The 22,244-nt window shown below is 35.1% G+C and carries 18 protein-coding genes and 5 tRNA genes; 17 read left to right on the plus strand and 6 right to left on the minus strand.

What is annotated here, in order from left to right; translation table 11 throughout:
• Positions 1–41 precede the first annotated feature (41 nt).
• On the minus strand, positions 42–1,793 hold the full coding sequence (locus R2Q59_RS19825) for a lysophospholipid acyltransferase family protein (RefSeq protein ID WP_316787168.1): 1,752 nt from the start codon (positions 1,791–1,793) through the stop codon (positions 42–44).
• 61 nt (positions 1,794–1,854) lie between these two features.
• Here R2Q59_RS19825 and R2Q59_RS19830 point away from each other — a divergent pair, with 61 nt between their 5' ends.
• The 3 genes from R2Q59_RS19830 (at position 1,855) to R2Q59_RS19840 (ending at position 4,871) form a co-directional block, all read left to right on the plus strand.
• Positions 1,855–2,775 (plus strand): ComEA family DNA-binding protein, encoded by a 921-nt coding sequence (locus tag R2Q59_RS19830; RefSeq protein ID WP_316787170.1) that lies wholly within the window; start codon positions 1,855–1,857, stop codon positions 2,773–2,775.
• A gap of 1 nt (position 2,776) precedes the next feature.
• Entirely contained in the window at positions 2,777–3,304 is a 528-nt protein-coding gene (locus R2Q59_RS19835; protein ID WP_316787171.1) for an adenine phosphoribosyltransferase, read from the plus strand.
• Positions 3,305–3,719: 415 nt separating this feature from the next.
• Positions 3,720–4,871, plus strand: a complete 1,152-nt coding sequence (locus R2Q59_RS19840) for an acyl-CoA dehydrogenase family protein (protein ID WP_316787173.1) — start codon at positions 3,720–3,722, stop codon at positions 4,869–4,871.
• Between the two features lie 17 nt (positions 4,872–4,888).
• On the opposite strand, the gene R2Q59_RS19845 is transcribed toward R2Q59_RS19840, so the two are convergent.
• A complete protein-coding gene (locus R2Q59_RS19845; RefSeq protein WP_316787174.1) occupies positions 4,889–5,461 on the minus strand; it encodes a dihydrofolate reductase family protein in 573 nt (190 codons plus the stop codon).
• Between the two features lie 541 nt (positions 5,462–6,002).
• Here R2Q59_RS19845 and R2Q59_RS19850 point away from each other — a divergent pair.
• On the plus strand, positions 6,003–6,911 hold the full coding sequence (locus R2Q59_RS19850) for a hypothetical protein (protein ID WP_316787176.1): 909 nt from the start codon (positions 6,003–6,005) through the stop codon (positions 6,909–6,911).
• A gap of 77 nt (positions 6,912–6,988) precedes the next feature.
• Here R2Q59_RS19850 and R2Q59_RS19855 read toward each other — a convergent pair whose 3' ends face one another.
• The 4 genes from R2Q59_RS19855 to R2Q59_RS19870 all read right to left on the minus strand — a co-directional run bounded on the left by R2Q59_RS19855 (position 6,989) and on the right by R2Q59_RS19870 (position 12,285).
• Positions 6,989–7,756, minus strand: coding sequence for a hypothetical protein (locus R2Q59_RS19855; protein WP_316787178.1), 768 nt, complete (start codon positions 7,754–7,756; stop codon positions 6,989–6,991).
• 34 nt (positions 7,757–7,790) lie between these two features.
• Positions 7,791–8,498: a lipocalin family protein gene (locus R2Q59_RS19860; protein ID WP_316772165.1), complete on the minus strand. Its 708-nt coding sequence runs from the start codon at positions 8,496–8,498 to the stop codon at positions 7,791–7,793.
• 78 nt (positions 8,499–8,576) lie between these two features.
• Positions 8,577–10,850: a caspase family protein gene (locus R2Q59_RS19865; RefSeq protein WP_316787180.1), complete on the minus strand. Its 2,274-nt coding sequence runs from the start codon at positions 10,848–10,850 to the stop codon at positions 8,577–8,579.
• Position 10,851: 1 nt separating this feature from the next.
• Positions 10,852–12,285 (minus strand): C1 family peptidase, encoded by a 1,434-nt coding sequence (locus R2Q59_RS19870; RefSeq protein ID WP_316787182.1) that lies wholly within the window; start codon positions 12,283–12,285, stop codon positions 10,852–10,854.
• A 541-nt stretch (positions 12,286–12,826) separates the two neighbouring features.
• Between R2Q59_RS19870 and R2Q59_RS19875 the strand changes: the two genes are divergently transcribed.
• The 13 genes from R2Q59_RS19875 to nusG all read left to right on the plus strand — a co-directional run bounded on the left by R2Q59_RS19875 (position 12,827) and on the right by nusG (position 22,224).
• Positions 12,827–15,955 (plus strand): TonB-dependent receptor, encoded by a 3,129-nt coding sequence (locus tag R2Q59_RS19875; RefSeq protein WP_316772174.1) that lies wholly within the window; start codon positions 12,827–12,829, stop codon positions 15,953–15,955.
• A gap of 10 nt (positions 15,956–15,965) precedes the next feature.
• Positions 15,966–17,417: a RagB/SusD family nutrient uptake outer membrane protein gene (locus R2Q59_RS19880; protein ID WP_316772176.1), complete on the plus strand. Its 1,452-nt coding sequence runs from the start codon at positions 15,966–15,968 to the stop codon at positions 17,415–17,417.
• A 195-nt stretch (positions 17,418–17,612) separates the two neighbouring features.
• A complete protein-coding gene (rpsU, locus tag R2Q59_RS19885) occupies positions 17,613–17,807 on the plus strand; it encodes a 30S ribosomal protein S21 (RefSeq protein WP_055132547.1) in 195 nt (64 codons plus the stop codon).
• Positions 17,808–17,929: 122 nt separating this feature from the next.
• On the plus strand, positions 17,930–18,814 hold the full coding sequence (locus R2Q59_RS19890; protein ID WP_316787184.1) for a tyrosine-type recombinase/integrase: 885 nt from the start codon (positions 17,930–17,932) through the stop codon (positions 18,812–18,814).
• Positions 18,815–18,827: 13 nt separating this feature from the next.
• Positions 18,828–19,175, plus strand: coding sequence for a ribosome hibernation-promoting factor, HPF/YfiA family (hpf, locus tag R2Q59_RS19895; RefSeq protein ID WP_131555644.1), 348 nt, complete (start codon positions 18,828–18,830; stop codon positions 19,173–19,175).
• 239 nt (positions 19,176–19,414) lie between these two features.
• Positions 19,415–19,487 (plus strand) — tRNA-Thr (locus tag R2Q59_RS19900).
• Positions 19,488–19,530: 43 nt separating this feature from the next.
• A tRNA-Tyr gene (locus R2Q59_RS19905) sits at positions 19,531–19,613 on the plus strand.
• An 83-nt stretch (positions 19,614–19,696) separates the two neighbouring features.
• Positions 19,697–19,769: transfer RNA gene (locus tag R2Q59_RS19910), tRNA-Gly, on the plus strand.
• 83 nt (positions 19,770–19,852) lie between these two features.
• Positions 19,853–19,924: transfer RNA gene (locus R2Q59_RS19915), tRNA-Thr, on the plus strand.
• Positions 19,925–20,052: 128 nt separating this feature from the next.
• Complete coding sequence (tuf, locus tag R2Q59_RS19920; RefSeq protein ID WP_316772186.1) at positions 20,053–21,240, plus strand: elongation factor Tu; 1,188 nt, start codon at positions 20,053–20,055, stop codon at positions 21,238–21,240.
• Positions 21,241–21,304: 64 nt separating this feature from the next.
• Positions 21,305–21,375: transfer RNA gene (locus tag R2Q59_RS19925), tRNA-Trp, on the plus strand.
• A gap of 99 nt (positions 21,376–21,474) precedes the next feature.
• Positions 21,475–21,672 (plus strand): preprotein translocase subunit SecE, encoded by a 198-nt coding sequence (secE, locus tag R2Q59_RS19930; protein ID WP_131555642.1) that lies wholly within the window; start codon positions 21,475–21,477, stop codon positions 21,670–21,672.
• A 9-nt stretch (positions 21,673–21,681) separates the two neighbouring features.
• Positions 21,682–22,224: a transcription termination/antitermination protein NusG gene (gene nusG / locus R2Q59_RS19935; protein ID WP_316772193.1), complete on the plus strand. Its 543-nt coding sequence runs from the start codon at positions 21,682–21,684 to the stop codon at positions 22,222–22,224.
• The last annotated feature ends 20 nt before the right edge of the window (positions 22,225–22,244 follow it).

The following is a 22,244-nucleotide window of genomic DNA, read 5'->3' on the forward strand; positions in this document are numbered from 1 at the left end:
GTAAAATTCACAAATGAACTTTGAACCAATGAACCAATAAACTAGAAATTCTTCCCAATCTTCTCCAGCATTTCTGCAGGAATCTTATGTGCATCAACCACTAAAAATCCATCTAAACAATCAGAAAATTTAGGATCAATGTTAAAGCAAATAATTTTGGCATTTAAATTCATATACTGACGAAGCAAAACTGGGATTTTGATGTGTGAGTTTTCAATATCTCCAATCAAACCGTCTAGGTCTTTTAATGAATCACTACTTTCTACCAATAAATCCCTATCAATAGCAGTAAGGTCGGCCTTAAATTTATTCTTTGGTTTTACATAAGATGCCAGCTCATAGTCGAAATGGTTTTTAATAATATAATCTACTATTAAAGATTTAGATAGCTTAGAGAAATTATTGCTGATACTTACTGGACCAAACATATATCGGTATTGTGGATTATCAATCAGGTATTTCAAAATACCTTTCCACAGTAAAAATAATGGTAGTGGTTTTAATTGGTACTCTTTCCTAATCCACGAGCGGCCCAATTCAATTCCTTGTCTTAATATAGGATAAAAAGGTTCTTTAATCTTAAACAATTCAGATAAGTAAAAGCCTCTACGGCCCATGGTATCTAAAATTTCATCACCTTTTCCAATTCGATAAGCACCTACAATATTTTGTAAATCCTTATCCCAAATAAATAAATGGTTATAATAGATATCGTAATTGTCTAAATCTATTTTCTTATTTGTTCCTTCGCCAACTTCCCTAAAGGTAATTTCACGTAAACGCCCTATTTCTCTTAAAATGTTAGGTATACTTGCCGTAGGAACTATATAAACTTCGTAATTCTTCTCTTCCCAAACCCTAAAATCTGTAAGTTTTTCAACTTCTTTAACAATTAAGTTTCTATCTGTTTCTTCAACTATATCAGCTGGTTTTTTCTTTCTTTTAAAAAGACTAATCGGATTAAATAATTTCTTTTCTTCCTCTAAGCTTGTACCTAATGCATAAGTTCTGGCCCTTAAAAAATCAAGTAATTTATTGGTATCTTTTTTATAAGATATATCTTCAATTTTAATCGGTTTTCCAATCCTAACTTTAATTTTTAAACCTTGTTTATTTAAAAATTCTGAAGGTAATTTTGCGGTTCTTAATGTGGGGTGAATAAAGCTCAGGATGTTAAATAAAACCCCATTGTTGCCATGAAAATAAATAGGAACAACAGGAACCTTAGAGCGAGAAATCAATTTTCCTACTACCGGATGCCAAAGCCTGTCTGTAACTTCTTGGGTTTCTAAATTGAAGGTAGAAACCTCACCTGCAGGGAAAATCCCGATAGGGGTGCCGCTTTGTAGTAAATCGAATGTAGCTTTTAAGCCACTAATGCTCGATGAATGTTGTACATTTTCAAAAGGATTAACTGCAACAAAAAACTCACTTAGATTAGGTATTTTCTTTAGGATAAAGTTAACCATTACTTTCGCCTCTGGCCTAACCGTGCATAAAAGCTTAACTAGGGCCAAACCTTCTACGCCACCATAGGGGTGATTGGCAATGGCAATAAAACCACCTGTTTTGGGTATATTTTTTAAATCGTCTTCGTCAAAATCTATTGATACGCCAATAGTCTCTAATATTTTATCAACAAACTCTAATCCGGCAAAATGTTCGTTCTGAGAAAATACTTTGTTGATGTCGTTCAACTTCATTACTTCCATCAATAAAGCTGCAAGACCAGGAACGCCTAACTTGTCTATTTTGGTGGCTTTGGCAAACTCTTGTTTAGTAATAATCTTCATCTAAAAGGAGGTATTAATTTGTAAAGCAATATCAAAAATAAGATTTATATTTAGAGTACCTATGCTAAATATTAAAACTTGGTTAAATAACTACTTTGGCTTTACAAAGCGAGAGTATAACGGATTGCTAGCTTTAATGGCTAGTTTATTGCTAGTAAGTGTGTTGCCCTATTTTTACAGTATTTATTTCGTAAAATCTTCATTTGTGTCAAATGAAGAAGAAATAGCTTTAAAAGAACTAATCTTAGTAAACCAACAAGAGCCTTCTTATTACTCAAAAATTCGTAACCAGATTGAAGATAGTGAAGCAACACCTGCAACTCTTTTCAAATTTGACCCTAATAAAATTGATGTTGCCCAATGGCAAAAACTTGGTCTTTCAGCTAAGCAAGCTCAATCAATCGTTAATTATAGAAATAAAGGTGGCAAGTTTTACAAACCGGAAGATTTGCAGAAAATGTATACTATTACTCCAGAGAAATATCAAGCTTTGCTACCTTATATAGAAATAGAAAACACTAGTTTCACAAATAAATTCGAGAAGAAAACTTATCCAGAAGCAACTGCTTACGCTAAAAAGGAATTAGTTATTGTAGAAATAAATGGGGCAGATACCTTACAGTTAGATGAAATTAAGGGAGTAGGAGCTGCTTTTGCCAGAAGAATAGCGAACTATAGAAGTAAGCTAGGTGGTTTTTATAAGAAAGAACAGCTTTTAGAAGTTTACGGATTGGATAGTGTAAAGTTTGCTGAAATTAAAGACCAAGTTAGAATTGACATTGCTAATATTAAGAAAATCAATATTAATACAGCTGAATTTGAAGATTTGAAAAATCATCCCTACCTAAAATATAAACAGATAAATGCGATAGTTCAATATAGAAAACAACACGGAAAATTTAATAGCGTTGATGATTTAAAGAAAGTAGCTATCTTAACGCCACAAATCATTCAAAACTTAGTACCTTATCTCACTTTCTAAAATGCTCGAAACTAGAATTAAACAAACTTTACGTGATGTTGCCGATTTTCCAAAGCCAGGAATTATTTTTAAAGACATTACACCAGTGCTAAAAGACGCGGCTTTATGTGCGGAAATCACTAAAGCACTAGCCGAGCAATTAAAAGATGTAAAGATAGATGTTGTTGCGGGTATTGAAAGTCGTGGCTTTTTATTTGGTTTAGCCTTGGCACAGGTATTAAATGTTCCTTTCGTTCCTATTCGTAAAGCTGGAAAATTGCCTTATAAAACCATACAACAAAGCTATGATTTAGAATATGGCAGCGCAACTTTAGAAGTTCACGAAGATGCTTTTACTACAGGACAAAATGTTTTAATTCACGATGATCTGTTAGCAACAGGAGGTACGGTTGTGGCAGCCTCAAAGCTAGTGAGCCAATTGCAAGCAAATGTTATTGCGTATTCTTTTTTAATCAGCTTAGATTTTTTAAACGGTAAGGATAGATTAAATCTCTTCAGTCCAAATACATTTTCTTTGGTAAGTTATTAAGTTTTTTAGAAAACGATTGTCTGTTTTTCATAGGTGCTGTTGCCCCGCTTTCCGTTTCGCCAATTCTTCCATTTTCGCTTTCAGCGTGGAAGAATTGGCTACACTTCAATCGGGTTTATAGAACTACCTTAGTGTATAAAACTCAGTTTTTTTGCCGTTATAACTGTCTAGCATAAAATATTTTAAAATAAATTTCTTTAAGAATTGCACTAGTTTTCTTTCAAAATAAGGAGTTGATTGGGTTATTGAACCAAATACCAAACCATTCTACTTTTAAAGGATAAAAAATATCTTGCTAGTATTATTTTATTTGCTTATCATTGTTCTAAACCAAATATAAATCTTAAGAAAAGTTTAAATGCGAACACAAGAAAAGGTGTTGTGTTTAAACTTTTCTTTTTTTAAACCCTACCGTATGAACACAGGCTTTAGCTTTAGATTAGCCGAAAATCAAGAAATCATTAAACAAATGGTCAGCGATTTCGCTGAAAAACACATCCGTCCAAACGTAATGGAATGGGATGAAGTACAACACTTTCCAATAGAAATTTTTAAACAACTGGGCGACCTCGGTTTGATGGGTGTTTTAGTTCCAGAAATCTATGGTGGTTCAGGCTTTGGCTACCAAGAATATGTAGATGTTATTGTAGAAGTTTCTAAAGTTTGCGGCTCAATTGGCCTTTCTTTAGCGGCTCATAATTCACTTTGTACCGGACACATACTTGCTTTTGGCAGTGAAGAACAAAAAATGAAGTGGTTACCAAAATTGGCAACTGCAGAATGGATTGGTGCTTGGGGCTTAACCGAAGCAAACACAGGTTCTGATGCTTTGCGTATGCGTACTACTGCAGTTTTAGAAGGCGATGAATATGTTATTAACGGTGCTAAAAACTGGATTACCCACGGTAAATCTGGAGATGTAGCTGTAGTAATGGTTCGCACTGGAGAAGCAGGTAGTGCAAAAGGTATTTCAGCAATCGTTGTAGAACGAGGAACGCCAGGTTTCTCGGCAGGCAAAAAAGAAAACAAATTAGGTATGCGTGCTTCAGAAACCACAGAGATGATTTTTGATAACTGTCGTGTGCCCAAAGAAAATTTATTGGGTGTAGAGGGCGAGGGCTTTAAACAAGCTATGAAAGTTTTAGATGGTGGTCGTATTTCTATTGCAGCTTTATCTTTAGGCATTGCAAAAGGCGCTTATCTCGCTGCGGTTGGTTATGCAAAAGAACGTCATCAGTTTGGAGTGCCTATTTCTAGTTTCCAAGGTATTAGTTTCAAATTGGCAGATATGGCTACAGAAATTGAAGCGGCAGAACTATTAATTCGTCAAGCTGCCGATTTAAAGAACAGGCATTTACCCATGACAAAAGAATCGGCGATGGCAAAATATTATGCATCTGAAGTTGCAGTGAGATGCGCTACAGAAGCTGTACAGATATTTGGCGGTTATGGTTATACCAAAGATTTTCCAGTAGAGAAATTCTATCGCGATAGTAAATTATGTACAATTGGGGAGGGAACTTCAGAAATCCAAAAAATTGTAATTGCTAGGGAGATTCTTAAGTAATCATTTCTAATTCTAAATTACGCTTGTGGCTTCAATTTATATTCCACAAGCGTAATTCCTGAATCATATTGTTTTATTGCTGCGGTTTCAAATTTTATCTGCTCCGATTCACCAAAAAGCCGTAATCCTTTACCTAAAATAATCGGTACAGTTCTAATTTGAATTTCATCTATTAGATTTTTTGCTAGTAGTGATCTTGTCAATGAAAGACTTCCCCATAAAACAAGGTTTTTTCCATTTTGTTGTTTTAACTTTTTTAGTTCTTCTACTGCGTCTCCTCTCTGTAATTTAGCGTTATTCCATTTTCCCCATTCTACTTTTTTCAGTGAATTGGAAAAGATGATTTTTTGGGTTTCATTTAAGCGATTGGCAATGATTTCCTTGTCAGAATCGGCCGTTGGCCAAAACTCGACAAATAATTTATAGGTATTTGCCCCTAACAAAATGGCATCTATATTTTCCATTCCCTCTAAGATATCTTGATCAGAATCTGCACTCATTTCAGACGAACCAAAAAAATCAGTTGAGCCTTTTTCATCAGCAGCATAACCATCAATGGATAGCCATTCTTGAATAATTAATTTTCTCATGTCAATTTTCTTTATTAAATGATGGCTTATGTTAACATTTAAGCTGATTAAAAGTTTTATGAAGCTATTACAAGTTAAGATTGGCAGATAATTTATACAGACATACTTCAAAATTTCTTATCTTTATTTAACATATTGCCCTCTCATTTAAGCTTGCCCAAAGCTTCAAATTCTCTTAACTTCACCAAATTCAAGTCCACATCAAGTCCACATTATGTCCACATCAAGTGCACGTTAAGTCCGCCCCTCCTTGCAGATTCCTTCGAAGATGCTCCTAGTCAGCTTCTTTAAAATAGGGGTTTTAACGAACAAGGCTCGAACCAATCTGGGAGAAAGGACGAAGAAGTTAATTTATAATGATCTTAATGTAGTCTAGGTGTCTTTTAAGATAGCTCCTGTAGGCAATTTGGGTACTAAATAAAGGTTGCAAATAAAAAGTGAAACAATTAGGGTAACAAAATTTCATTTTGGTTGATATACTCTCGAAAGGCGCAAGCAGAAAAGCCAAAATAGAGTAAGCATTATCAAAAAAATAATCATCATGAAAAATTTAACTTTTATCGCATTAGTAATATTTAGTTTGTCATCTTGTAAAAAAGACTTCAGTTCAAATTCATCTCAAGGTTTAAGTTTAGCAGAGTTCAATTCTAAATTTTCAATTCCAACTCAAAGTTTTAATGGAATTGCCGGAACGGCATTTAGCATTACAGGAGCAAAAGGAATAAAGCTAGATTTTCCTGCAAATGCATTTTTAGATGCAAGTGGAAATCCTGTAAGTGGAAATATAAAACTTAGCTTAAAAGAAGTATTAAGTAAAAGAGATATTTTATTGTCTGGAAAATTTACAGAATCTAATGGTCAACTTTTAGTTTCTGGGGGTGAATTTCAGATTGTAGCACTTCAAAATGGTCAGCTTTTAAAACTAAATCCGGCTGCAGCTGTAAATATTAATGTACCTACCACCTTGAGCACAGCGCCAATGGATTTGTTTGAGTTTAAACAAACAGTTGCTTCTGATAGTACTTGGATGTTAAATCAAAAAGCAAGGGTATTCACAACACCTGCTTATTATCAGTTCTCATTGCCAAATTTTGGATGGGTTAATTGCGATTACTTTTACAGTAACCCAAATCCAAAAACAACAATTACGGCAGGTCCAATTTATGCGGGTGCTGCTCCAAGTATTAAAGAACAAAGAGCTTATTTAATCTTCGACAATATTAATAATGTAATAGGCTTACCATTTGTAATGGCGGTAAACAAACATCAATCTTATTTAAACTCAATGCCAATAGGTATGACAGGTAAGCTGATTATCATTTCTGTTGACATGGGTGATAAAATTTACTTCGGAGCCACAAGCTTTACCGTTAGTGCAGATTTGAACTTAAGTGTTCCGGTTTCATTAGCTACTCAGAGTACAATAGACAACTATTTAAACAGCTTATAAGTTCTTGTTTTCAAAATAAATAAAAAGCCCTAGCATAAAAATAAGCTAGGGCTTTGATTATATATGTTGTTTAACTATTAGTTTCCTCCACCAGCTGCAACCATATTGCCACCGCCTGCTGCAACCATGTTTCCTCCGCCTGCCGCTACCATGTTGCCGCCACCTGCTGCAACCATATTACCCCCTCCAGCTGCTACCATATTTCCGCCACCTGGCGAAACTAGACCTGCAAAAGTAGTTTTGGTTTCATTCATCACGCTTTGACTTACCGTAGCTGTTACCAAGAAAGGAGCATTAGTTGCAATAGCCATTTTTTGACTTTGACCACTTGAATTTTTATTTTTCCAATCTTGATGACAACTCACCAATATCATATAGGAAAATAAACCTTGAGATTTCCAGTAGCTAAGCTCACCTGCATTAGGTTGTCTTCCAAATACGGTTTGATAAGAACGTTTTATTACCTTTTCGTATTCAGATGGAACACCTTTAACATATACCAAATGATTACTCATCATTTCAGTATAAGTACGATTGAAGGCAGCATGATAATTAATCTCACTTTGTGATGGGCGATAACCTAAAGCGTCTACATAGCTTTTAACAATTATTTCTTTGCCAATTGTGCCTTGATTACTTTTAATATAACCTTTATGGTTATCTACCAACCATTGAACAGATTTTTGTCCCTGTCCATTCCAATAGGTTAATTCTCCACTTGATGGGAGTCGACCGAATGCAAGCAAATAAGATGCTTGAACCCTTTCGGTATTTTGTGCGCTAACTCGCAATGCCATAGTTGTTAAGCTAACTAAGCAGAGCATAGAGATAATTAATTTTTTCATGACATTTAGGTTTGATTAATATTTAGTGAATTACTTATTGTTGTTTGTAAGACGAGCTGTTTATAATGAAATAAGTAAGCGTATTGGATATTTTATAAATCCCCACAACGGCTACGTAAGTTTCGCCAGAATTGTATTTGAGTTTTAAGGTATGGCCCGAAACGGTATAGGTGCCACTATTTTTGCTTGAGGAACTTGCGCCAGTTTCATTAGTGCTCACTGCTCCGTAACTTCCTTGAGTAAATTTGCCGTCTGGCGTAAAGTTCAATTTAGAGGAAGAAGAAAGATTCGCTGTAATCGCACCTGCAGAATAAGAGCCATTTAATTTGTAGTTTGCTGGTAAAGCCTCAGGGATAGTTACGATACCGCCATTGATAGCGCTGTACTGGCCTTTTGTTTTTTCAAAACTCCAACTATCAGATTTGCCGTTTTTCCATTTGATTTGAAAAGTATTACCTACAATTTTATAAGTGCCACTTCCACTTGCATTGTTGGCGCTTTCTGCGGCAATGTTTACTGGATTAACTCCATATTTTGGATTGAAAATAATAGTTCCATCATCACCAAGGTAAATCCATTCAATGCTTAGTCCAGAACTCCACATTGTGGTTTTTAAGAATAATTTTCCAGTTGATGCTATTGTTGTGCCGGTTTCCTCATTAGTTGAATTATTGTTGGCCGAAGTACAGCTAAATAAGGTAAACAATAATACGATTAGAGATAAGCTGAATTTAGTTTTCATGATGCTGAAATAAATGATGTATTATAAATTTCACAAAATGATTTTGTCTATTAATCCCTACCAATAGGTATTTGGCAACTATCTTTTTATGAAGATGAAATCACCACCCTCATCTCCAGCGCTCTTTATCTCACCGTACATTGGTGTCTGATCTGTATCGCTATTGTTCATTACTGCTATTTTTAATTTAGAAAATAAATCTTCAGCAGATAAGTATTTTTCGGTATTTTGATTTAATCTTTTAAGCAGGTATTCAACGAAAATACTTTTGTCAGGCACTTCTTTTAAGGCCCCACTGGTCATTGCTTTGCGGCTTGGCAAATCGTACAAAACACTAATTGCTTTTGGAGCATTGGCAAGTACAGACCTTGTTTTAAATATGCTGCCGGCAAAGCAAGCATCGGTAATTAAAAGTGTGTGTTTAGATTTTATGCTACTTATATATTCTTTTAAATCTGCATTAGAAACGTAAGTTGGTCTAGAACCATTTTGAGCATCTGAAGGAAACCAAAATCCTTCTTGTCTAGAATCCATCCATAATCCGTGACCTGCATAAAATATCAATACATTATCCTCCGGTTTTACCTTTGTTATTAAATCTTCTAACGCGGCAAATACCTGTAGCCTTGTCGGGTTTTTAAGCAGGTTAGTGTTTTGTTCCTCGAAATTATAAACTGTTTTAAGGGTGTTGGCAAGCTTTGTTGCATCACTTACTGGGTATTGTAAGTCTACAATTTTATCATCGGCATAATTTTCTACACCAATAATTAATGCATAATATTTTCCTAATACATTAGCAGTTGATGTTTCTACAATCTTTGGAACTTGAGGTTTTTCGACCAAAAATGTATAGTTGCCTTGGTTTCTAAATTCATCTGTTGCAACAACAGTTAGCGAATTGTCGCCGGTTTTTAGGGGTACATCTGCTGAGAAAGTCCCATCGGTACCTAAAACTGCAGCAATACCATTTATTGTTACAGTAGATATGAGAGAAGCATCGTTTGCAATGCCTGTAACTTTGATCCCGTCATTTGCAGAAACTACTTTCAGTCCTCTGGTCACTTCTGGAGACAAAATTTTTATTTCTGGCACTTTATTATCAACCTGTGCAATTTGTTTGTTAGGATTTACAGAGATTTTATTATCTAAATATTTAAAAGTTATATAATCATAACCGACAGTTTGATTTCCACCTGCTATTAAACCAAATTGATAGCCAGAAAATCCTATATCTCCATGGGTATAAACTAATATGTCATTAATGTAAAATAAAATCTTTCCTTCCTTTCTAAGGATGGTCAGTTTGTTTTTTGAATTGATTCCTTTATTTACAGCAGTTGTTTCTTTCCACGGAACCAAATCTCTATACCCATTGGCTGATGAATACCCAAAGCCGAAGTACCCAGCATTTGCAATGAAAAACTGGTAAGATTGTTTGGTATCTAAACCGAAAACAACACCAAATCCAGTTTCTCCCTTTCCGCTATAATAAACGGTTGAGGTTTCTAATAAAAAGTCTCTATTCATATCAACCCATGTTGCAGCAACGGTTACAGTACTTATGTTGATGTTTTTAGATGAATTAAATATTTTTAAATGGCTATTCTCCATTGCCATTCTCACTGAGTCCTTTGCCGCAATAACCCAATCATTTTCGTCATCTTGGTCAAAGGTTGTGCTGTAGGCAACTTTGCCAATGTTATCGTCTGCAGGAGTCAAAGCTGTGGTATTGGAATCATTTGAGGTTATCGTAAAGCTATTAAAGCCGATAGTCTGATTCATTTGAACCATGATGCCACAGTTATCTCCAAAAAAGATTGGGGCTACTAAATTAGCTACTGGTTGATTATTGATAAAGAGATAGATTTTATCACTTCTTTTTTCAACCTTTAATTTATTCTTAAAGCCTTGTGATCTATATATAAAATTGCTGGGTTGCCAATTTAGAATATTTGTATACTTCCCATTTGAAAAAGAATAAAGTGTGAAATTCCCATTTCCAGAAATACCAAAAAAGTATAGATTATTTACATCTTTCGCTCCAAACACAATGCCATAACCAAAATTATCAACTCCTTTTAAATGTTCTACAGTTGTTTCTATACTAAAACTACTGTTTTTGTTTGGGTAATAAGACACAAACTTGGCCGCATGAGCAACTGACTTTTTGTAAGTGAATTTGAAACTACCATCTTCAACCTTTGTGTTTATTTCTGGAGAATCATAATATGGCCAATCCTTACTTTTACTTTCGTTTGAGAAATTAGCTTGGTATAGAACGTTTTGTGCATTTACAGTAGTAGAACATATCAATGCGATTATAAATGATAGATATTTAAAAACTTTATACATTTTAGTTATGATCAAGTTCTACCATTAATGCCACAGTACTTTTACCTTTACTGAATCCGCTAAAACCAATCTTATCTTTTAAAAAGGTGATGTCAGAAGGTTCTACGATTTGATTTTTTAGCACTGCGTATATTTTTTCGTTAAAAGAACCTTTTTCAAATGCTATTCTTTTAATGATTTCATTGATATCTAAAGGTTCTTTGCTATAGAGCACACAAAGGAAATCTTTACCTGGTCTTTCATCAAATTCTATAAAATGATCTTCGTCTGGGATAGCTACATTGTTCTTTCTATCGGTAAGCGCAGCACTAATGCCATCGTTATATGGAAATATCTTCGTTATTTCATTCGTAAGGTCAGAGCTAATGGCATATACAAATGCGGGTTGATTATTTGAAATGTAAATCCTAAACCTAGTGCCAGAATTATATGCTTTTGTAGTTTGGTAGATGGTTAACGGACCTGACGTAGTTTTGGCAGGAACAACCTTTAAACCTCTTGAAGCCATAAAAAGGTTAGTTGGTATCGCTGTATTATTTGCTAATGTTAATGTGATTTGACCAGATAAGTCAGGAACATTTGGCTTGGTTTCAGGTAAATCTATAAACTCAAAAGCATAATTGGTAAAACTTGCAAAGTCCTCGTATTTGATCCAAATATAACCCATTGTTCCCCAAATTGTTCCCCAGCTATTTTGCACTTCAAAAGCGCCGCCAAACTTACTATCATCATACCCAACAACACACATGGCATGTGCTCCAAAAGACCCGTTGGGAGATTCTGTTGGTGTCCATAATTCTTTTTTGTTCGCTAAGCCAAATGATGGTGGGCAAGTCATTCCGATTAAAACCGGCTTTCTTTCTGAGATAGATTTTTTAACTGCCTGTATTTTTATTTTGGCAGGGTCTGAATTCTCAAAAATCTTTAGGTAATCTTTTATTTTAGAGTTTGTGGCAATATTCAATTGTGTCTCGCTAATTGATTCTGTACAGAGCGATGATAAGCTTTTATAAGGTAAAACCCCTTTATTTTTCATCAGTTCTAAAGCAATAAATATAGATGAGCCACCAACACATTTTAAATCATCTGGTTTTAGTAACCTATATAAAAAAGCGGGTGAGTAGGCGTGGTCTGTAATGTAGGCTTTATCGGTCCAGTTGTGTTTAATAGCGTCCACAATTGTTTTTCCGCAGTAAGCAGATGCCCAGGCTGTACAGGTGCCGTAATAACTTTGGTGGCCCGGTGTTGGTGCATACATTTTAATGGATGCTGCTGACGGTACAATATCTAGGTTTCTGGTTAGTTTTGCTTTTTTTGGCGTGGCCTTATATGCATTATCATCTAAATCTAATCCTCTTCCATATGGTGTTTGTGAAAAGGTATTTATACAAAGCGATAACAATACTAAAAAACAGTTGAATTTCTTTAAATGCATAGTTTTTTGAATAGTATGATAATTTTATATAAAAATATTAGAAACTTCAGTTTGTATGTATACCCTGTGGTAGGTATTTAAAAAACCTTATCTATGCGCTGATAAAGCTTCAATAAAATCATTTTATTTCTATCTTTTTTGTTTTTATTTAAGTAAATATTTGATAAAATAAACTAAATGACGTTTTTATAATCTCATTTATTGATTTATTACCTTTAAAATCCTCTATTTTTTCATTTTATGTTGATTTTTGGCGATAAAAAATTTTATAATTTCTATATTTTTTATAAAAACATAGAAATTATAAAAAAATAATTCCTATTTTGCTAATCGAAACTTAAAACTAAACTATTATTTTCTTTTTGTCGGCAATTTTTGCTTGCATAATGATAAATTATGCTTGTGAGTCGCATTTTTTTGTCAAATTTAATCTTTTGACGAATGTAGTAGTGAGAAAAAGTATTCATTTCTTGTTTTAGGTTGTTTTATTAAGAATTCAATTTCTCACATAAAATAATCATTAACCCTAAAAACTAAAAGTATGAAAGAAAAACTACTCGTTTTGTTCCTTCTAATTTTGCTAAGTGCCTCGGTAAATGCACAACAGAAGACGATTACTGGAAAAATTACAGAAAAAGGAGGGCTTCCCCTTCCGGGAGTTTCCGTTACTGTTCCGGGAACTAGAATTGCCACTCAGACCAATGAGGATGGTGTTTATTCCATTACAGTTCCCAATAATACTACCTTACTTGCATTTCGTTTCCTAGGTTATGTAAGTAAAACATTAACTATTGCCTCAGGCACAATTAATGTAACATTAGAAGAAGATACAAGTACATTAAGTGATGTAGTTGTAACTGGCTATGGTACGGTTAAGAAAAGTGACTTGGTTGGTTCTGTAGTTTCAATTAGAGGTAATCAAATTGCAAATAGGCCTGTTCAAAGTTTTGATCAAGCGCTTGGAGGGAAGGCAGCTGGTGTTCAAATCACAATACCAAATGGTGTGCTCAACAATCCTCCCGTATTTCGTATTCGAGGTACTAACTCAATCTCATTAAGTTCTTATCCGTTAGTTATTGTTGATGGTGTTGCATCTTTTACAGGAGATGTGAGTGGAAGTAACGCTGCGGGTAATGCGCTTTCAAGTATTAATCCCCAAGATATTGAAACAATTGACATCTTAAAAGATGCATCTGCAACTGCAATTTATGGTAGTAGAGCCGCTAATGGTGTAGTTGTAATTACAACCAAAAGAGGAAGAACTGGGAAAGCAACAGTGACTTATGATGGTTGGACGGGTGTAGCAAAAGTACAAAGGCTGCCAGATATGATGGATGCTTATCAATATACTGATATTAAAAATGAAGGTTTGAGAAATGCTGGAACTTTTAACGCTGCAACTAACGCTTATGCATTAACAAATGGTCCAGATGGGAATCCTATCAATACAAATTGGTATGATTATGCTTATCGTCAAGGCGTATCTTATAGCAACTCATTAAGCGTATCTGGCGGTTCAGAATCTACAAACTATTACATGTCACTTAACTATAGTAATCAACAAGGTATAATTGTTAAAAATGATTATAAAAGATTAGGAGTGCTTTTTAATATTGATCATAAAATAAGCAAATCATTAAGTGTAGGCGCTAAGTTGCAATATGCTAATGAGGATAACCTCGCAGTGATTAGTTCGGGTTCTTTAGATGGACAGGCGTTTTCTACGGCAGGTCTTGGTCGTGTGGCCTTAGTTAATTCTCCTAACGTTTCGCCTTACTCAAATACTGGTGGTTATAATTTAAGTGGAAATAACCTAGGTATAATGAATAATAAAGTTAGTCAAGTAGGTTTTTATAATCCTGTAGTTCAAATAGATTTGGATAGGTCTTATAACTATTTGAATAGGGTTCAATCAAATGCATTTGTACAATATAGGCCAATTCCAATGGTTACCTTAAGAAGTGTTTATGGTATAGATTATCTATACTCTACCAATGACACCTTTGCAAACCCTATAAATGGCGATGGTTTTGCGGCGTTGGGCTCTGCGGGTATGAGTTATAGTCAAAATAAACGTTCGGTCTGGACCACTACTGCTCAGGCAGATAAGACATTTAATGATGAGCATACATTCTCTCTACTTTTAGGTACAGAGCAGCAAACTACTGTGAATTCCTCTTTCGGTGCTGGTAGATCAGGGCTTTCTGATTTAGCTTTTAATGATTTTACTGCTGGTTATACCCAGTTTTCTAATACAGGAGGTTTTGGAGAGAATTATCTAGTTTCATTTTTTGGCCGTTTAAACTATGATTATAAAAAGAAATATATAGTAAACGGTACTTTACGTCAAGATGAGTACTCTGCGTTTGGTCCTGATAAAAAAGCAGGTACATTTTATAGTGTAGGTTTGGGATATGAATTAGCGCAAGAAGATTTTTGGAAAAACGGCAAAATGGGTAAAATTTTCAGCAGTTTTAAATTAAGAGGTAGTTATGGAGAAGTTGGTAATTTTGCTGGTTTAGGCAATTTGGCCCCAAATTCGTATTACAGTGCAGGCTTGTTCGGGGGTACCCCAACTTTGAACTTTAGTCAAGCAGGTAATTCAGAAATTGGTTGGGAAACCAGTAAAAAATTAGATGTGGGGGTTAATTTGGGTATCTTAAAAGACCGGATTACCTTCGAGTTAGCTTATTATAAAAATGATATCGATGGTCTAATTTATAATGTTCCTCAAGCTCCATCTGCTGGTTTGCCTAATTCTCCACAAACTAACATAGGTTCTATGTATAATAAAGGTTATGAGTTTACTGTGAATGCACAAGCGATTACCACTAAGAATTTTAGCTGGTCATCATCATTTAACTTTACCTATAACAAGAATGAAATTGAAGCACTAACACCAACAATTACGCAGTTTACATCAGCAACATCAGGTTTAGAAACTGCAAGTATCTCTAGAGTAGGTACATCATTAGGTATGATTTATGTGGTAACCACTGCTGGTGTAGATCCTGCAACTGGAAGAAGAATATTTGTTAGCGGTTCTACAGGCAGAAAAATGCTTTATGACCATGCTTCGCCTGTGGCAAGTCGCTGGAGATATGAAGATGGGACAATTGCACCGGGTATAACTTCTCAAGATCAGCAAGTGTATGGTAACTCTCAGCCTAAATTCTATGGTGGTTTCAACAACAACTTTAAATATAAAAACATTGATTTGAGTTTAACTATTACTTATCAAGCAGGGTTCTACATCTATAATGGAACACAGGCATCCATCATGGATCAACGTTTCTGGAATAACTCTGTTGATATATTAAATAGATGGACTACACCTGGACAAATTACCGCTGTGCCAAGAGTTGTTGCGGGCGATAACATGTCTAATGGTTCGGCAGTGCCGCTTGATATCAATGTTTATAAAGGAGATTTCGTTAAATTGAGAGATATCTCAGTAGGTTACACTCTTCCGGGTAGCTTTCTTACTAAAATGAAGATCGCTTCTGCAAGGGTGTTTTTGAGCGGACAAAATTTACTCATCCTTACCAAATACAATGGTACTGATCCTGAAGTTTCATCAAATGGTGGTTCTAATGGTTCTCAGGGTGTTGAGCGTAACTCGGTAGCAAGTGCAAGAGTGTTTACTGCAGGATTAAATTTCAAATTTTAAGATGATTAACATGAAAAGAAAAATAATATATACACTTGCATTGTTGGCTGTTATTGCTACATCATGCAGAAAGGAATCGAAATTAAATCCAGAATCGGTTAATGCCGTTTCCTTTGAATTTTCTTTTACTACCCCAGATAGGGTAAAAGCCCAGGTGCTAGGGATGTACTCAGGGTTAAAGGCCAGTGATTTTTATGGCGGTAGGTACATCGTTTACAATGAGGTAAGGGCAGATAACTATATTAACCTCACAACAAATGCTGTAACGGCTTATCAAGTATGGAATTTTACAACCTCTAATAATGCCCAAGAGGTAACTGGTTTGTGGGGTGCCGCTTACTCGGTAATTAATAGATGTAATTTATTTATAGATGGAATGGCTGCTGGTGGTGCTGCAACCGTGGGGCCGGCATTGGCAGCCAATTATGTTGCAGAAGCGAAATTGGTAAGGGCAATTAGTTATTATAGCTTATTGCAGTTATATGCTAGGCCATATTATGATGGTAATGGAAATAAACCTGGGGTTCCACTAAGATTAAAAGGAAATTCCGTTGCTGGTAATTACGACTTGGCTAGAAGTACTGTTGGAGAGGTTTATACTCAAATTTTGAAGGATTTGAGTGAGGCTGAAACAGCTTTGCCATTGAATTATGCTACAGCGTATGATAATACAATACGTGGTCATAGAAATACTGCAATTGCATTTAAAACAAGGGTTTATTTAAGTATGCAGCGTTATGCAGATGTAATTACAGAAGCTAATAAAATTGTGAGTGCTGCTGCACCGTTTACTGCAACATCAGGTGTTGCCAATGCGCTACAAGCTAATGTGGCTAATGTATTTAAAACCCCTTATACTACTACGGAGTCAATTTTATCGTCACCAATGAATGCCACTACCGATGTTGTTGGCGGGCAAAATGCATTGGGGTCGTATTTTTTCTCGGTAAGAGAATTTAAATTAAATGATGCTGGTATTATTGCCGATGCTGGTTGGAAAACAACAGACGCTAGAAGGACGTTAATAGGTACGGCAACAATAAGTGGGGTATCTAGTAAATTGATGGGTAAGTTTGCAACACCGTCTCCTTATATAGACTACGTGCCAATTATCCGCTACGCAGAGGTTTTGTTAAGTTTAGGGGAGGCTATTACCAGAAGCACAAACACAGTTGATGCTAGAGCAATTAGTCTGTTAAATGCAGTTAGGCAACGTTCAGACGCCACAACTACTTTTACGGCTGCGGATTTCTTGACTTCTCAATCCCTTGCTGACGCATTCTTAAAAGAGAGAAATATTGAGTTGCTTGGAGAAGGGTTAAGAAGTCCAGATTTATTGAGACTAGGTTTAGATTTGCCTGCAAAAGGAACCGTGTCTTCGGTTCCCTCAACGGATAGAAGATATATTTTTCCTATCTCGCAAACAGAATTGTTATATAATAAATTGATGACGGATAACTAATTTTAGTTTTGTGTTTAATGAATGCCTCGAATTTTTCGGGGCATTTTTATTTACTTAAAAGAAGACTGAAAATACTTAACCGTTAGCTTTCCAATATTTTTTATAAAAACCTTTCTAGTTTTCAATATTTTACCTACATTTGCAACCCCAATAACAGGGAACATTAAACACATCGAGAGGAGGTATTTCTACGTTATGATTATTATTAACATTAAAGACGGCGAATCATTAGATAAAGCGCTTAAACGTTTCAAGAAAAAGTTTGAAAAAACTGGTGTATTGAGAGAACTACGTAGTCGTCAGGCATACGAGAAAAAATCTGTTGCTCGTCGTACAGAAATCAAACATGCTGTTTACATTCAGAACATGAACCAAGAAGGAACTTTATAGTTTTAACTTGTTTACATAGATAAAAAAGTCCCGATGTTTTAGTCGGGACTTTTTTTTTGAAAAAAATATTTTGCAATTCATTTTTTTGTATATTGACAAATATTGAATAACGAATAAGGCCTATGCTTATTAGTAGTTTTTTAACCTATTTGCAACATGAGAAGCGTTATTCTCCACATACTGTAAAGTCATATCATACTGATTTATTGCAATTTGAGCAGTTTTTAGAAAAGGAATTTGAAACTGATCTCATCTCTGCCCAACCGCCCCAAGTAAGAAGTTTTATGGTTTCTTTAATGGAAGATAAAATTTCTGAAAATGCCATTGGGCGAAAAATATCCTCTCTCCGTAGTTTCTACAAATATCTTTTACGGGAGCAGGCGCTAAAGAAAAATCCAATGCTTTTAATTAAGGCGCCTAAGGTTCCAAAACGCTTACCTGTGTTTATTGAAGAAACTAAAATGGCTTCATTATTAGATGGGTTAGATAGGTTTGATGAAAGTTTCACTAGCCAAAGAGATAAAATTGTTTTAGAAATGCTTTTTGGCACTGGAGTTCGTTTAGCAGAATTGTTACTTTTAAAGGAAACAGATGTTAATTTTTACGAATCAACGATTAAAGTGCTGGGTAAGAGAAACAAGGAGCGCATTATCCCATTGCATAGCGAACTAATTGTTCAAATTAAAAATTACATTGAATTAAAATCATTGCAAAAATTTGATAACAAAAACACTACCTTAATCGTTAGCAATACTGGCGCTTCAGGCTATCCCAAATTAATATACAGGATAGTAACTAGTTATTTGACATTAATATCAACTCAAGATAAAAAGAGCCCACATGTTTTAAGGCATTCTTTTGCAACTAGTTTATTGAATAGAGGTGCGGATCTAAATTCAATTAAAGAGCTGTTGGGGCATGCAAGCTTAGCTGCAACACAAGTTTATACGCACAATTCAGTAGAACGTTTAAAAACTATATATAAACAAGCCCATCCAAAGGCATAAAAAAGGAGGAAAAATGAAAATTAGAGTACAGTCGATCCATTTCAATGCGGACAAGAAATTATTAGATTTCATTCAAAAAAAAGTAGATAAGTTAGATTTATTCTTTGACCAAATTATAGGGGGCGAGGTTTATTTGAAACTCGAGAATGTAGAAGACGAAGAAAATAAGATATCAGAAATAAAATTAATGGTTCCAGGAGGAACATTGTTCGCTAAAGAGCAATGCAAATCATTCGAAGAGGCTACAGATTTGGCCATCGAATCACTAAAAAAGCAAATTACCAAGCATAAAGATAAAACTCGTGCAAAATTAAGCGAACATAAAGCGCTTTTAAATGCTGATGAAGTATCTGATTACTAAGTAGATATTTTTAACATTCATTTATATAAGAATTGACGGAAACTATTCCGTCAATTTTTTTTAAAATAAATTTTTTTCAAAGATTAATTATTGTAGATTTGCATTCCATTTCGGAAGGGGCATTGCTTCAATTAGAAATGGGTTGTTCTGTGAAAAGATAAAAAATAAAAAAAATGTCAGTTCGATTATATAAAAACACAATTTTTTATATATTTGCGCCTCATTAAAAAAGTATAAAAGCCTCCTTAGCTCAGCTGGTAGAGCAACTGACTTGTAATCAGTAGGTCATTGGTTCGATCCCGATAGGAGGCTCTTTTATTTTATAAGCTTAGTAATAAGTTCGTAATTTAAAAGCGGGGGGATTCCAGAGCGGCCAAATGGGACAGACTGTAACTCTGTTATCGCAAGATTTCGAAGGTTCGAATCCTTCTCCCCCCACAATCTGATTTTAGATTGGAGATTGTAAATTTTAGATTGTATTGCAATCGTAAATCGTAAATCAAAAAATTGTAAATCAAAAAGCGGAAGTAGCTCAGTTGGTAGAGCGATAGCCTTCCAAGCTATAGGTCGCGAGTTCGAACCTCGTCTTCCGCTCTTGGGAGTTCATTAGTAAAATTGGTTCAATGGTTCTTTATAACTTTGAACTAATGAGCAAGTGAACTAATGAGCTGAAAAAAGCCGACTTAGCTCAGCGGTAGAGCACTTCCTTGGTAAGGAAGAGGTCATGGGTTCAATTCCCATAGTTGGCTCTAAAAGAATAAAGAATAAATACTTTGTTAAATCTGCTGAAAAAGCAGAATGAGCAAGGTTTTTTGTATTGAAATTGTATCAAAACAATAAATAAATAAAAAGTTAACCTACTAATAAGTATAAAAAAATGGCAAAAGAAAAGTTTGACCGCAGCAAGCCGCACTTAAACATCGGCACTATCGGTCACGTTGACCACGGTAAAACAACCTTAACAGCAGCTATCACTAAAGTGTTATCTGATGCAGGTTTATCTGAGGCACGTTCATTCGATTCAATTGACTCTGCTCCAGAGGAAAAAGAAAGAGGTATCACAATTAACACGGCTCACGTTGAGTATTCAACAGCTAACCGTCACTATGCACACGTTGACTGTCCAGGTCACGCGGATTACGTGAAAAACATGGTTACTGGTGCGGCTCAAATGGACGGTGCTATCATTGTGGTAGCAGCTACAGATGGTCCAATGCCACAAACTCGTGAGCACATTCTATTGGCTCGTCAGGTAGGTGTACCTTCATTAGTTGTTTTCATGAACAAAGTTGATATGGTGGATGATCCAGAATTACTAGAATTAGTAGAGATGGAAGTTCGTGAATTATTATCTTTCTATGAATTCCCTGGTGATGATATTCCTGTAATTCAAGGTTCAGCTCTTGGTGGTTTGAACGGAGATGCTAAATGGGTAGCAAAAATCATGGAATTAATGGATGCTGTAGATAGCTACATTCCAATTCCTCCACGTTTGACAGATCTTCCATTCTTAATGCCTGTTGAAGATGTATTCTCGATTACTGGTCGTGGTACTGTAGCAACTGGTCGTATTGAGCGTGGTGTAATCAACTCTGGTGATCCAGTTGAAATCTTAGGTATGGGTGCTGAGAACTTAAAATCTACAGTAACTGGTGTTGAGATGTTCCGTAAGATCCTTGATTATGGTGAAGCTGGTGATAACGTAGGTTTATTATTGCGTGGTATTGAGAAAACTGATATCAAACGTGGTATGGTAATCTGTAAACCAGGTTCAGTAACTCCTCACGCTGATTTTAAAGCTGAGATCTACGTATTATCAAAAGCAGAAGGTGGTCGTCACACTCCATTCTTCAACAAATACCGTCCACAATTCTATTTCCGTACTACAGATGTAACTGGTGAAATTTCATTAGCTGAAGGAACTGAAATGGTAATGCCAGGTGATAACGTTACAATTTCTGTGAAATTGATTTCTCCTATCGCAATGGAAAAAGGTCTACGTTTCGCTATCCGTGAAGGTGGTAGAACAGTAGGTGCTGGTCAGGTAACTGAAATTTTAAAATAAGGGTTATACCTTTAAATATCACAATTAGCTAATTGGCAAATTCGCTGATTAGCTAATTGTGTCTACGGGAATAGTTCAATGGTAGAATAGAGGTCTCCAAAACCTTTGATCAGGGTTCGAATCCTTGTTCCCGTGCTATAACAATGAGAGAATAATAAAATGAAAGAATGGGGGTTTGTCCAAAATATACAATCCTTTAATCCTTTAAAATTCAATCATTTAAAATTATATAATATGGCTGGTGTAGTTCAATTTATTAAAGAATCATACGAAGAAATGACCCAGAAGGTAACTTGGCCTACTTGGGGAGATTTGCAAAATTCTGCCGTACTGGTTTTAGTAGCATCATTAATTATTGCATTAGTTGTGTTTGCAATGGATAAAGGAGCTAATTATATATTAGAAACTTTTTATAATTCACTTTCTAAATAAGATAACTAGATGAACGATCAGTTAAAGTGGTATGTAGTTAGAGCGGTTAGTGGTAAAGAAAAGAAAGTAAAACAGTATATCGATTCTGAAATTAGCCGTTTAGGTCTTTCTCATCTAGTTCCTCAAGTATTAATCCCTATGGAGAAATACTATCAAATGAAAGAGGGAAAGAAAATTGCAAAGGAGCGTAACTTTTATCCAGGTTATGTTTTAATTGAAGCAGTTTTAGACGGAGAGTTAGAACACGTTATAAAAGGAGTGAATAGTGTTATTGGATTTTTAGGCGACAAAGCTGGAAATGCAATTCCTATGCGCCAAGCAGAAGTTAACCGTATTTTAGGTAAGGTTGATGAAATGAGCCAACAAGCTGAAACAATGAACATCGCATATTATGTAGGTGAGAATGTTAAAGTAATGGATGGTCCGTTTAATGGATTTACCGGAGTTATCGAAGAAGTTAACGAAGAAAAGAAAAAACTAAAAGTGATGGTTAAAATCTTCGGTCGTAAAACGCCACTGGAGCTTAACTATATGCAAGTAGAAAAAGAATAAAATTTATTTTAAAAAATATA

Origin of the sequence: Pedobacter frigiditerrae, from assembly GCF_032678705.1 — a bacterium.
Taxonomy (GTDB): domain Bacteria; phylum Bacteroidota; class Bacteroidia; order Sphingobacteriales; family Sphingobacteriaceae; genus Pedobacter; species Pedobacter frigiditerrae_A.

Coding starts and splice junctions, on each gene's coding strand:
- R2Q59_RS19825 (WP_316787168.1), bottom strand. CDS start 1,793: ATGAAGATTATTACTAAACAAGAGTTTGCCAAAGCCACCAAAATAGAC.
- R2Q59_RS19830 (WP_316787170.1), top strand. CDS start 1,855: ATGCTAAATATTAAAACTTGGTTAAATAACTACTTTGGCTTTACAAAG.
- R2Q59_RS19835 (WP_316787171.1), top strand. CDS start 2,777: ATGCTCGAAACTAGAATTAAACAAACTTTACGTGATGTTGCCGATTTT.
- R2Q59_RS19840 (WP_316787173.1), top strand. CDS start 3,720: ATGAACACAGGCTTTAGCTTTAGATTAGCCGAAAATCAAGAAATCATT.
- R2Q59_RS19845 (WP_316787174.1), bottom strand. CDS start 5,461: ATGAGAAAATTAATTATTCAAGAATGGCTATCCATTGATGGTTATGCT.
- R2Q59_RS19850 (WP_316787176.1), top strand. CDS start 6,003: ATGAAAAATTTAACTTTTATCGCATTAGTAATATTTAGTTTGTCATCT.
- R2Q59_RS19855 (WP_316787178.1), bottom strand. CDS start 7,756: ATGAAAAAATTAATTATCTCTATGCTCTGCTTAGTTAGCTTAACAACT.
- R2Q59_RS19860 (WP_316772165.1), bottom strand. CDS start 8,498: ATGAAAACTAAATTCAGCTTATCTCTAATCGTATTATTGTTTACCTTA.
- R2Q59_RS19865 (WP_316787180.1), bottom strand. CDS start 10,850: ATGTATAAAGTTTTTAAATATCTATCATTTATAATCGCATTGATATGT.
- R2Q59_RS19870 (WP_316787182.1), bottom strand. CDS start 12,285: ATGCATTTAAAGAAATTCAACTGTTTTTTAGTATTGTTATCGCTTTGT.
- R2Q59_RS19875 (WP_316772174.1), top strand. CDS start 12,827: ATGAAAGAAAAACTACTCGTTTTGTTCCTTCTAATTTTGCTAAGTGCC.
- R2Q59_RS19880 (WP_316772176.1), top strand. CDS start 15,966: ATGAAAAGAAAAATAATATATACACTTGCATTGTTGGCTGTTATTGCT.
- rpsU (WP_055132547.1), top strand. CDS start 17,613: ATGATTATTATTAACATTAAAGACGGCGAATCATTAGATAAAGCGCTT.
- R2Q59_RS19890 (WP_316787184.1), top strand. CDS start 17,930: ATGCTTATTAGTAGTTTTTTAACCTATTTGCAACATGAGAAGCGTTAT.
- hpf (WP_131555644.1), top strand. CDS start 18,828: ATGAAAATTAGAGTACAGTCGATCCATTTCAATGCGGACAAGAAATTA.
- tuf (WP_316772186.1), top strand. CDS start 20,053: ATGGCAAAAGAAAAGTTTGACCGCAGCAAGCCGCACTTAAACATCGGC.
- secE (WP_131555642.1), top strand. CDS start 21,475: ATGGCTGGTGTAGTTCAATTTATTAAAGAATCATACGAAGAAATGACC.
- nusG (WP_316772193.1), top strand. CDS start 21,682: ATGAACGATCAGTTAAAGTGGTATGTAGTTAGAGCGGTTAGTGGTAAA.